The sequence below is a fragment of the Mesorhizobium sp. M0491 genome, assembly GCF_040321265.1.
In the GTDB taxonomy this organism is placed as follows: Bacteria; Pseudomonadota; Alphaproteobacteria; order Rhizobiales; family Rhizobiaceae; genus Mesorhizobium.
Window position 1 is genome coordinate 281,103 of record NZ_JAMYRE010000006.1, and the last position, 11,524, is coordinate 292,626.

An 11,524-nucleotide genomic window follows, 5' to 3' on the forward strand; every position below is an offset into this window, starting at 1 on the left:
GCCTCATTCTGTAAAATCCGGGCGTTGGCAGCTTTGCCAGCTAAGCAGCGACGCCACCTAAATAGGCGCTGATAACCGCTTCATTGCTCGCGAGATCGCTGCCTGGTCCCTCAAGAACAACGCGTCCGGCCTTGAGAACGTAGCCGTAGTCGGCGAATTTCAAGGCGACTTTGCTATTCTGCTCCACAAGCAGAATGGTCACGCCTTCACGATTGAGGCGCTGCACGATGTTCATGACTTCCTTGATCAGTTGCGGCGCCAGACCCATGGAAGGCTCATCGAGCAACAGCACCTTGGGCGCGGCCATGAGGGCTCTGCCGATCGCCAGCATCTGCTGCTCGCCTCCCGAGAGGTTCCTTGCATCGCCATTCTGTCTGCGCGCCAGGATGGGGAAGAGCTCAAAAACATGATCCAGCCGCCGCCGGCGCTCGACGTCGTCGGCAAGCGTGAACGAGCCCAGGTCGAGGTTCTCCCTGATCGTCATGTCGCCGAAAATACGCCTTCCCTCCGGGACGTGGACGAGCCCGCGATGCGGCAGGCGATGGGCAGGGACTTTGGTTATGTCCTCGCCCAGGAAGCGGACACATCCGGAGGATGCGGCAACAAGGCCGGACAGCGTGCGCAGGGTGGTGCTCTTGCCCGCACCATTCGCGCCAAGCAGGGCGACGATCTGGCCGCGCTTGACCGAAAGGCTGACACCATGAAGGGCTTCGATGCCGTCATAGCGTGCGACGATGCGGTCCGCGGAAAGAACGATTTCGGCGTCCATCAGTCCTCCGTACCGAGATAGGCTTCGATGACCCTGGGGTCTTTTCGCACGGCCTCCGGCGGTCCGTCGGCGATCTTCTGCCCATAGTCGAACACCACGATCTTCTCCGACACCTGCATGACCAGGCCCATATCGTGCTCGATCAGCAGGACGGTGACACCGGTTTCGTCACGGATGCGGCGGATCAGGTGAACAAGGTCCAGCTTCTCGCGCTCGTTCAGGCCGGCGGCGGGCTCGTCCAGCAGGATGAGCTCGGGCGCCGACGCCAGGGCTCTTGCGAGTTCGAGCCGCCGTTGATCGCCATAGGAAAGACCACCGGCACGGCGATGCGCATGCTGCTCGATGCCGACAAAATCGAGCCAGCGCATGCCAGCCGCGCGGATCGTCTCCTCCTCGCGCCGCTGTGCCGGCAAGTGCAGGATCGCCGACATGATGCCGTGGCGGCTGCGGCAATGCTGGCCGGACATGGCGTTTTCCAGAACGGTCATTTCCTTGAACAGCCGGATGTTCTGGAACGTGCGGGCGAGGCCGAGCGCGGTGATGCGATGCGGCGGCAAGCCGGTGATTGGCCGGCCGCCCAGACTGATCGAGCCGCCCTTCGGCTTGTAGAAGCCGGTCAGGCAATTGAAGAGTGATGTCTTGCCGGCCCCGTTCGGCCCGATAAGACTGTTGATGGCGCCTTTCTCAACCGAGAACGAAATGTCGTGAAGGACTTTCAGTCCTCCGAAACTGAGACGCAGGTCGCGGACTTCCAGCAGCGCCATGGTCAAACTCGCTTGTCCGGCCACAGCCCGTTCGGCCTGAAGAGCATGATTGCCAGCAGCGCAACCGCGGTCACCAGGGGACGATAGGTTCCCGCGCCGCGCAGCACCTCCGGAAGCAGGGCCACGAGAACAGCACCAAGGACGACGCCGGGAATGCGGCCCATGCCGCCCAGGACGACGCCGAGAAGGATGAGCAGCGATTGGTTGAAGGTGAAACTCTCCGGCGAGATGGCCGTCATCTTGGCTGCGTAGAGGCATCCGGCCACGGAAGCGATCACAGCGCCCATCATATAGGCTTGCAGCTTGGCCGTGACACGGTTGATGCCGATGCCAGCGGCGGCGTCCTCATCGTAGCGAACGTAGAACCAGGCTCGTCCCATTCGCGATCGCTCGACGCTCAGACAGACGAAGGCGGTGAGAAGCGCAAGCACCAGGAACGCATAGTAGAAGTGCTGCACCTGCATCAGCCTGAAGCCGAATATCTCCGGGCGCTCGATGCCGATGAGTCCGCTCGCGCCACCGGTGATGTCGAGGTTGCGGGCGATGATGCGCACGATTTCGCCGAAGCCCAGCGTCACGATCGCCAGATAGTCGCTGCGCAATCTCAATGTCGGAGCCCCGATGATGATGCCGGCCACGCAGGCGGCGACCATGGCGACCGGGATGGTAAGCCAGAAATTGAACCCGAATTCCGCGGTCAGGATGCCTGATGTGTAGGCGCCGACCGCGAAGAAGGCGGCGTAGCCGAGATCGAGCAGGCCTGCATAGCCGACGACAACGTTGAGGCCGAGGCACAGAACGACATAGAGCAGCGCCGTGGTTGCCACCTCCGTCACATAGGCGTTGGCGAATTGCGGCAACACCAGCGCGCAGGTGAGCGCCGCCAGGCCGGGCAGCACGACGGACCAGCGCATCAATTGCGGTTGCCCGGCGGTCGGCATGGTTCTCACTTCGTCGGTCATCACACCCGCTCCACGACAGAGCGTCCAAGAAGGCCGGTCGGCTTGAACACAAGGAACAGGATCAGGGTCCCGAACACGAAGACGTCACGCCACTCCGAGCCGACGAAGGGCAAGGACGAACCGAAAGCTTCGAGCAGGCCGAGCAGCAATCCGCCGAGCATGGCGCCCGGCACGCTGCCGATCCCACCTATGACCGCGGCGGTGAAGGCCTTGAGCCCCATGATGAAGCCCATGAAGAAATGGACACTGCCATAATAGGCGCCGGCCATGACCCCGCCGCCGGCAGCGAGCGCCGAGCCCATGAAGAAGGTCAAGGCGATCACCCGGTCGACATCGATGCCCATCAGGCGGCTCGCCCCCATGTCGATGGACACGGCGCGCATCGCCTTGCCGTACATGGTGCGTGAGACAAAGGCCTGCATGCCGGCCATAAGAGCGATGGAGGCGGCCACCAGCACCATCTGCGTGTAGGTGATGTGAACGGTGGAAATATCCACGCCGGCAAAACCGAGGTCCGTGTTGAAGGCGTAATGCCGCCCGCCTGTCAGGGCGAGTGCCGTGCCGTTCAGCACCATCGACGCGCCGAGCGCCGTGATGAGGATGGAGAGGCGCGGCGCATTGCGCATCGGCCTGTAGGCGAAGCGTTCGATGATGACGCCGAGCAAGCCGACAGCCAGCATCGACACAAGCAGGGCGCAGACCACGCCCAGCCAGCCATTGCCGACCCATATGCCGACGAAGGAGAACACGATGAGGCCGACGAAGGCGCCGTTCATGTAGATGTCGCCATGGGCGAAATTCAGGAGCTTGATGACGCCGAAGACCATGCTGTAGCCAAGCGCGATCAGGGCATAGAACGAGCCGACGATAAGACCGTTCACCAGTTGCTGAATAAGCAGGTCGAGCGTCATTGATGCTCCAGGGCAGAATTGAAAAAGTCTTGTCTGAGCGCAGCGTCGGCACACCAGACAATCGGCGGTGACGCCGAGGCCGCCACAAGGCCTGCCTCGGCGTCAATCCGGTTGGCCTTTATTCGGCTACCCACTTGCCGCCCTTGGCGATCACCGGGCGGAAATTCGAGGTCTGGAGCGTGTTCTTGTCGGTGAACTTGATTTCACCAGCAAGGCCCTTGAAGTCGCTCGCCTTGAGCGCCTCGATGATCGCTTTCTGATCCGCCGACTTGGCCCGCGTGATCGCATCGACGATCAGGTCGCCCACATCGTGGGAGAGCGCCGCATAGGCGCCGGCGTCGCGGCCATAGGTTTCCTTGTACTTGGCCTTGAAGTCGGCGGCGCCGGACAAGAGGTCGACAGTCGGGGGAGACAACAGGTACACGCCCTCACCGGCCGACCCGGCGATCTCCAGATATTCCGGTGAATTGTTGCCGTCGCCCAGCACAATGCCGCCCTGGAACCCGGCCTGCCGGAGCTGCTTGGTGAGCAGGGCGCCACCGGCATGATATGCGGTCCAGAAGACAGCGTCGGCGCCGCTCGATTTGATCTTGGTGACGACCGCCGAATAGTCCTGCTCGCCGGCCGTGGTGGTCTCCTTGGCGGCAATTTCGCCGCCTGCGCTCTTGAAGGCTTCGGCGGTCAGCTTGGCCAAGTCGGACGAATAGGCATCGCCTTCGTCCACGACCGCGATCTTCTTGTAGCCGTTCTTCTTGAAGAGCTCGACGGCTGTCGTCGCCTGCATGTCACCGGTTGAATTGGCTAGGAAGGCATTGCCCTGATTGGCGGCGACCAGCTTGGTCGAGTTCGCTCCGATGATGACGAATGGAATGCCGGCGTCACCATAGATCTTCAATGTCGGCAAGACGGCGCCCGAGCAGTAGCCGCCGACGATGGCGGTCACGCCTTCCGAGACAAGCTTGCTGCCTGCGGTCACCGCCTGCTGCGGATCGCAGGCGTCGTCGGCGGTAGTGGTGATGATCTTGTCGCCGTTGACGCCGCCTTTGGCGTTGACGGCATCGATCGCCATCTTCACGGCGTTCTCCATATCCTGCCCCTCACTGGCCAGTTGGCCAGTCATGGGGGCCACAATGCCGATCTTGATGTCGGCAGCCGCGGCCATCGTGGTCATAGCCAGCCCGGCAAGGGCGGTGGCACAAGCAAGCCTCTTGGCAAGCCTCTTGAAGGAAACAACCATTAATTCTCTCCATTTCCCCTGTTGGCGCATCCAGGCGGCGTGCCCGAAATGCATTGTTTCGCCCCTCGGTTAGCTGCGGAGCGGTTATGTTGAGCAAGATCGCTAGCCGGCCACGCGATTTGTCACCCGCAGGCTCTGATCCGCCGATCAGTGACTGCCGCCGGCAGCCCGGGCATAGGCTCCCTGGTAGCGGTTCTCCCGGATGCTCTGCATGATCTCGGCCTCACGCGCTTCTTGCGCCCTGACGGCGGCCAGCAAAGCCGCGGCATCTTCGATTGGAAATGCCACGACGCCATCCTCGTCACCCACGACGATGTCGCCGGGACCGACGACCATGCCGCCTATGCAGACGGGAACATTTATGGCTCCCGGACCATCCTTGTAAGGTCCGAGATGGATGGCCGACCGTGCGAAGCATGGAAACGGATTGCGGCCGATGGCACCGGCATCGCGAATGGCGCCGTCGATGACAATGCCTGCGGCGCCGCGCGACGCCGCGACACTTGTCATGATCTCGCCGACCAGCGCGCGTCCTTCATACCCGCCGCCATCGACGACGATGACGTCTCCGGGCTGCAACAGATCGAGCGCACGATGGATGAACTGGTTGTCGCCGGGGCGGGTCCTGACCGTCAGCGCCCTCCCCGCCATGACGCCGCCCACCCGGTGAAATGGCCGCAACCCGACAGCCCCGGGGACACGGGCGAGATTGTCGCTGATCAACGGCGTCGCCAGAGCGCGGAACGCGTCGATCAGTTCGCTTTCCTGTGATCCATCCGCCATCGTCTGCACTCCCCGTCGTCGGCACTTTTATGAATATAATATCCAATCACAATTAATTCAGTGGAGTCAACCGGCTTGCAATGGTCGGCAGAAAAAAGCCAAAGCAGCCCATAAACGCCGCCACTTGGGCAAACATGACCGCAAAGGCCCACCCGTCCGGGCTTGCAATGGCGGCAAAGTTCAAGATAGATTGGATAACATATCCATAAACGCCATGATTGTAAAAAGGGAATTGGCTGTGAAGCATGCAGGAAAAGTCGTGATCGTTACCGGGGCGGCACAAGGCCTGGGCCTTGCCTGCGCCGAGCGCTTTCATGCCGATGGCGCCAAGGTTGTGCTTGTCGACGTGCAGGCCGATCGCGGGCGCGAGCATGCCGAACGTCTTGGTGAGCGTGCCGCCTGGCTATCGGCGGATCTCTCCGAATGCACGCAGGAAATGGCAGCCGATGTTGTTGCCAAGGCCACAGAGCGATTCGGCGGTGTCGACGTCCTCATCAACAATGCCGGCATCATCCATCTGGACGATTTCGTCGACTTCCCCGAGGAAGCCTTCGACCTGGTTCAGCGCGTCAATCTCAAGGCGCCCTTCCTTCTCGGGCAGGCCGCGGCAAGGGCCATGATCGCGCAGGGACGCGGCGGCTCGATCATCAACATGTCGTCGATCAACGCCATCCTGGCCATTCCCAATTCCGTCGCCTATGCCGTGTCCAAGGGTGGCATCAAGCAATTGACGGCGGTGATGGCCGTCGGATTGATCCCGCATAACATCCGCGTCAACGCCATCGGCCCCGGCACCATCCTGACCGACATGGTCAAGAGTTCGGTCATGGCCAGCGAAGCGCAGCGCCAGACCATCCTGTCGCGCACGCCGAGCGGCCGCTGTGGCGAACCTTCGGAGATCGCCAGCGTCGCATCCTTCCTGGCCAGCGACGACGCTTCCTACATCGTCGGCCAGACCATCTATCCGGATGGCGGTCGCCTGATCCTGAACTATACGGTGCCGGTGAAGGACTGACCGCCCATGGTTGTCGGTACGCCTCACATCAGTCTTGCGGGATCGGGCGCGCTGCTGCTCGATGGCGTGCAGGGGGCTTTCAGCGATGCCACCCAGGAACTGGTCTGGGCGGTGGCGAATGCCGCGCTGCGCCTAGAGGGGGTGCGCGAGGCCGTTCCCGGCATGAACAACCTGCTGGTGGTGTTTGACCCACTCGCTACGGACGCCCACAGCGTCACGGGTCAGCTGATGTCGCTCTGGGCTTGCACCGATGCCCACGCGGTGACCGGCACGCATCATACCATTCCCGTCAGTTATGGCGGCGCGCGCGGCGAGGATCTCGCCGGCTGGGCCGCACATTGCGGCATGTCTGTCGACGAGACCGTCAGCCGCCACGCGGCGGCCACCTACACCGTCGCCGCCATCGGCGCCATGCCGGGCTTTCCCTATCTGTCCGGTCTCGACCCGCTGCTTGCCTGGGCAAGGCGCAGCACGCCTCGCCTCAAAGTCACTGAGGGCGCCGTCATCATTGGTGGCGCGCAGGCGGGTATCATGCCGATGACTGCGCCTTCCGGATGGCACATAATCGGCCATACCGACGTGAAGCTGTTCAAGGCCGAAGCGGAATTGCCCGTGCTGCTCAGGCCCGGAGACAAAATCCGATTCGCAATCGCAGAGATCGAGGCATGATCGAGATCCTCACCACCGGCTTGCCGAACACGGTCCAGGATCTCGGCCGGCCCGGTCATCTGGCGCTGGGGGTCAGCCATGGCGGCGCCATGGACAGGCAGGCGCTGGCGATCGCCAATCTCATGCTGGGCAATGACCCCTCGGCTGCCGGGATCGAGGTCGCGCTTCATCCGTTCCGGCTGCGCGTGCATATCGACACCGCCGTCGCCATCACCGGCGCGGATTGCGCCGTCAGCGTCGGCGATCGGCCCTGTCCACCCTGGTGGGCCATGACGATCCGCGCCGGCGAGACCCTAGTCCTCGAAACCCCGCGCATCGGTGCTCGTTCCTACATCGCCTTTGCCGGCGGGCTCGATCTGCCGTCCGTCATGGGGTCGCGCGCGACGGATGTGAAAGGCGGTTTCGGCGGTTTCGCCGGACGCGGTCTGTCCCGCGGTGACCGGCTTGCGCTCAACCCTGCGCAATGCCGCCTTCCCGCGGGCGGCATCGGCGCAGCGCTGGAAGAGCGGCGAGGCGCGGCGGACGGCTTGGCCTCGGCAATCGAATTGCGGGTTCTGCCGGCCGCCGAGTTCGACGCCTTCAGGCCGGAGGCCCAGGCGGCTTTCACCGGCAGCGAATGGAGCATCACCAACGACGCCAACCGTATGGGATATCGCCTTGCCGGGGCGACGCTTTCCCTCCTCTCGCCGCTGGAATTGCTGTCCCACGGCATCGTGCCGGGAACTGTTCAAGTGCCGCCGTCCGGCCAGCCGATCATCCAACTTGCCGATGCCAACACCTGCGGCGGCTATCCGAAGATCGCCACGGTGATCGAAGCCGATTTCTGGCGGCTGGCGCAAGCGCCGGTCGGCGCTCGCCTACGTTTCTTGCCGGTCTCGATCGAAGCGTCGACAGAAGCGCTTCGCGCGAACCGGCAGCAAAGTCACGACTTTATCGCCGCCCGAAACCTTATGGCCGGCGAGCAGAGGGCTCCATGAAAATTCGCCCCTTCACCATCGAGATTGCCCAGTCTGAAATCGACGATTTGAAGAAGCGCATCTCGATCTGGCGCGAGCCGGACCAGTTGCAGGCAATAGGCTGGACGCAGGGAACGGAGCACGAGCAACTGCGCCGACTAATGCAACACTGGCGCACTGGCTTCGATTGGCGCAAGCAGGAAGCCGCCTGGAACATCCATCCGCACTACCAGACGGATATCGGCGGCGAAACCCTCCATTTCATCCATGCGCGCGCCGCTGTCGCAACCGGCAGAACGGTCATACTCACCCATGGCTGGCCAGGCAGCGTCTTCGAATTTCATGAGTTGATCCCGCTTCTGACCGACCCGCTTTCGCATGGCGGAAGACAGGAGGACGCCTTCAACGTCGTGGTCCCCTCGATTCCCGGCTATGGCTTTTCAAGCCGACCGACCAGGCCTGGTCTCAACCTGTTCACCGTCGCCGACCTTTGGGCCGAGTTGATGAGCCGTCTCGGCTACAAACGATATCTCGCGCAAGGTGGCGATCTGGGCGCCGGCGTGTCGACCTGCCTGGCGCACGCGCATCCAGACAGTCTCGCCGGGGTGCATCTGAACTTCATCCCCGGCTCATACTCACCTCCTCACGATCCAGGCCCGGATGGCGACCTAAGCTTGGAAGAACGCGCCTTCCTGGAACGGAAAGCCGAATGGGCGGATATTCACGGCGCCTATGCTCATATTCAAGCGACGCGCCCGCAAACGCTTGCCTATGGGCTGACGGATTCGCCGGTCGGACTGGCAGCGTGGATGATCGAGAAGTTCCGCGACTGGAGCGATTGCGATGGCGATCTGGCCAACGCCGCATTTTCGCGCGACGACATGCTCGCCAACATCTCGCTTTACTGGTTCACCCGGACCGTCGCTTCGTCGATGCGACTCTATTGGGAAACGCGCGCCCGTCCGCTTGCATTCGCGTCCGGCACAGCGATCAACGTCCCGCTTGCAGTGGCTTTGTTCCCCAAAGAGCTGCCGATGCCGCCCAGGAGTTGGGTCGAGCGCGTCTTCAAGGACATCCGCCAGTGGACAGCGATGCCGCGCGGTGGTCATTTCGCAGCCCTCGAGCAGCCCGCTTTGCTTGCACAGGATATAAGAGCCTTTGCCGGCGGTCTGGATTTTTAAAGGCAGCGTTTGCGCGCAGCCAAACCCGAAGGCCAGAAATGAACAATACCGCCCTCACCATCGATGCCTTGCATAAGCGCGTCGATGCAATTTTCCGCAAGGCCGGACTGAACCCCATCCAGGCCAGCGCCATCACACGGGTCATCGTCGCGGCGGAGCGCGATGCCTGCAAATCGCATGGTATCTACCGGATCGAAGGCGCGCTGCGAACGATCAAGGCAGGGAAGGTAAACCCAGACGCGGTGCCCGAACTGTTGCCGCAAGACGCTCCCGCCATTGTGAAAGTGGATGCGAAGCACGGCTTCGCCAACCCGGCCTTCGAACTGGGCCTGCCGGTGCTGGTCGAGCGGGCACGCTCCTGCGGCATCGCCGCGCTAGCGATCAACGATGCCGTGCATTTTTCCGCCCTTTGGGTGGAAGTCGAAGCCTTGACCCAGGCAGGCCTTGCCGGCCTGGCCATGTGCCCGAGCTATGCCACCGTCGCTCCGACCGGTGGCAACGGACCGTTGCTGGGCACCAATCCTTTTGCCTTTGGCTGGCCGCGTAAAGAGCAGCCTCCCTACGTTTTCGACTTCGCGACCTCGGTTGCCGCGCGCGGCGAGATCGAGCTCCACCGCCGGGCAGGCAAGAAGCTGCCGGAAGGCTGGGCCATGGATTCGGACGGCAGGCCAACGACCGATCCCGAAGCTGCCCTGGCGGGCGCCATGCTTCCCTTCGGCGGGCACAAAGGCTCCGCCATCGCGACGATGATCGAACTGCTCGCCGGGATCATGATCGGCGACCTGACCAGCCCCGGGGCGCTCGAGCTGCTTGGCACCACGACGCTTTATCCGTCGCACGGAGAGTTGGTCATCGCTTTCTCGCCGAAAGCCTTCGCCGCCGGCCGGCCCGGCAATCCGCTGGGCCGTGCTGAAGCGCTGTTCGAGGCGATCTTGGGCCAAGGTGCGCGCCTACCCTCGCAAAGGCGGTTCCTAGCCCGCGAGACGTCGGAGCGCGACGGTATCGTCCTCTCGCACCAGGAAATGGAACAACTCGATCGTTTTCTCGAACGGGGGCTCGACACGGTCTGAATCGGTATCGCCAGGGCCAAGATCAATCACTGGAGGAGAAAAATGCGCTGGACGAAAACATTCACGGTCGTCGGCTGCCATGCCGAGGGCGAAGTCGGCAATGTGATCACCGGAGGCGTCAAGGACGTTCCGGGCAAGACCATGTTCGAAAAGAAGGAGTATCTCGAAGCGCATATGGACGACATTCGTGGGCTGCTCTTGTTCGAGCCGCGCGGTGCGCCCTACGTCAACGGCAACATCATCCTGCCGCCTTGCGATCCCTCGGCGGATCTCGGTTACGTCATAATTGAAAGCACCGAATACCCGCCCATGTCGGGCTCCAACACCATCTGCGTCGCCACCGTGGCGCTGGAAACGGGCATGGTGCCGATGAAGGAACCCGAGACGCGGCTGCGCATGGAGGCGCCGGCCGGCATGATCGAGGTGCGCTGCCTCTGCGAGAACGGCAAGGTGAAGCAGGTGGAGTTCACCAATGTGCCGGCTTTCGCGTTCCACCTCGACACACCTGTCGAAGTCGAGGGGCTCGGCACGATCACCGTCGACACCTCCTATGGCGGCATGACTTTCGCCCATGTGAACGCGCGCGCACTGGGCTTTTCCATAACACCCGACGAGGCACACCAGATGTCGCTGATGGGCCAACGTATCAAGAAGGCGGCCAACGAACAGCTCGTTGTCGTGCATCCGGAGAACGCTAAGATCCGCGACGTGTCCAACGTGATTTTCGAAGGCCCGATCAAGCGCGTCGACGGTCGCGTGGAAAGCGTCAACGGCACGGTGTGTCTGCATGGCAGGCTCGACCGCTCGCCTACGGGCACCGGCACCACCGGGCGGCTGGCGGTGATGTCGGCAAAGGGGCAGATCGCCAAGGGAGAGCTGTTCCGCAACAAGTCGATCATCGGGACCCATTTCGATTCCCGGGTGATCGCCAATGCGCGCGTCGGCGATCGCGACGCTGTCGTGGTCACCATTGCCGGGCAGGCCTGGATTACCAGCATTGGCCAGTACGGCCTCGACCCGACAGACCCTTATCCACGAGGGCATCGCCTCAGCGACGTCTGGTTCTGAAACGGACGCGGGGGGGGCCGGGGGCCGGGGGCCGGGGCCCCGGGGGGGTGTTACAAAAAAGCCGCCCCCCCGCGCGGGGGGCGGGGAGGTGTGGGGGGGGGGGGGGTGAAAAAAAAGTGGGTGGGGGGGGGGGGGGGGG

Annotated in this window: 12 protein-coding genes; 6 read left to right on the forward strand and 6 right to left on the reverse strand. The window is 62.9% G+C overall.

What is annotated here, in order from left to right; all coding sequences use genetic code 11:
• Positions 1 to 40: 40 nt before the first annotated feature.
• The 6 genes from NKI69_RS10340 to NKI69_RS10365 form a co-directional block, all read right to left on the reverse strand.
• Positions 41 to 769, reverse strand: a complete 729-nt coding sequence (locus tag NKI69_RS10340; RefSeq protein WP_023809507.1) for an ABC transporter ATP-binding protein — start codon at positions 767 to 769, stop codon at positions 41 to 43.
• Complete coding sequence (locus tag NKI69_RS10345; RefSeq protein ID WP_023809508.1) at positions 769 to 1,533, reverse strand: ABC transporter ATP-binding protein; 765 nt, start codon at positions 1,531 to 1,533, stop codon at positions 769 to 771. The genes NKI69_RS10340 and NKI69_RS10345 overlap by 1 nt, the downstream gene beginning before the upstream one ends.
• 2 nt (positions 1,534 to 1,535) lie before the next feature.
• Positions 1,536 to 2,495: a branched-chain amino acid ABC transporter permease gene (locus NKI69_RS10350; protein ID WP_245273097.1), complete on the reverse strand. Its 960-nt coding sequence runs from the start codon at positions 2,493 to 2,495 to the stop codon at positions 1,536 to 1,538.
• Complete coding sequence (locus NKI69_RS10355; protein WP_023809510.1) at positions 2,495 to 3,406, reverse strand: branched-chain amino acid ABC transporter permease; 912 nt, start codon at positions 3,404 to 3,406, stop codon at positions 2,495 to 2,497. Before NKI69_RS10355 ends, NKI69_RS10350 begins: the two co-directional genes overlap by 1 nt.
• Before the next feature lie 118 nt (positions 3,407 to 3,524).
• Positions 3,525 to 4,643: a branched-chain amino acid ABC transporter substrate-binding protein gene (locus tag NKI69_RS10360; protein ID WP_245273099.1), complete on the reverse strand. Its 1,119-nt coding sequence runs from the start codon at positions 4,641 to 4,643 to the stop codon at positions 3,525 to 3,527.
• Between the two features lie 147 nt (positions 4,644 to 4,790).
• Complete coding sequence (locus tag NKI69_RS10365) at positions 4,791 to 5,426, reverse strand: RraA family protein (protein WP_023809512.1); 636 nt, start codon at positions 5,424 to 5,426, stop codon at positions 4,791 to 4,793.
• A 238-nt stretch (positions 5,427 to 5,664) separates the two neighbouring features.
• On the opposite strand from NKI69_RS10365, the gene NKI69_RS10370 reads away from it, so the two are divergent.
• The 6 genes from NKI69_RS10370 to NKI69_RS10395 are packed head-to-tail and all read left to right on the forward strand — an operon-like array spanning position 5,665 to position 11,385.
• Complete coding sequence (locus NKI69_RS10370) at positions 5,665 to 6,441, forward strand: SDR family NAD(P)-dependent oxidoreductase (protein ID WP_023809514.1); 777 nt, start codon at positions 5,665 to 5,667, stop codon at positions 6,439 to 6,441.
• Positions 6,442 to 6,447: 6 nt separating this feature from the next.
• On the forward strand, positions 6,448 to 7,110 hold the full coding sequence (gene pxpB, locus NKI69_RS10375) for a 5-oxoprolinase subunit PxpB (protein WP_352441939.1): 663 nt from the start codon (positions 6,448 to 6,450) through the stop codon (positions 7,108 to 7,110).
• Positions 7,107 to 8,087: a 5-oxoprolinase subunit C family protein gene (locus NKI69_RS10380; RefSeq protein WP_023809516.1), complete on the forward strand. Its 981-nt coding sequence runs from the start codon at positions 7,107 to 7,109 to the stop codon at positions 8,085 to 8,087. Before pxpB ends, NKI69_RS10380 begins: the two co-directional genes overlap by 4 nt.
• Positions 8,084 to 9,247: an epoxide hydrolase family protein gene (locus tag NKI69_RS10385; protein WP_128303869.1), complete on the forward strand. Its 1,164-nt coding sequence runs from the start codon at positions 8,084 to 8,086 to the stop codon at positions 9,245 to 9,247. The genes NKI69_RS10380 and NKI69_RS10385 overlap by 4 nt, the downstream gene beginning before the upstream one ends.
• A 38-nt stretch (positions 9,248 to 9,285) precedes the next feature.
• A complete protein-coding gene (locus NKI69_RS10390; RefSeq protein WP_023809518.1) occupies positions 9,286 to 10,317 on the forward strand; it encodes an Ldh family oxidoreductase in 1,032 nt (343 codons plus the stop codon).
• A 42-nt stretch (positions 10,318 to 10,359) separates the two neighbouring features.
• Positions 10,360 to 11,385, forward strand: coding sequence for a proline racemase family protein (locus NKI69_RS10395; RefSeq protein ID WP_023809519.1), 1,026 nt, complete (start codon positions 10,360 to 10,362; stop codon positions 11,383 to 11,385).
• Positions 11,386 to 11,524 lie beyond the last annotated feature (139 nt).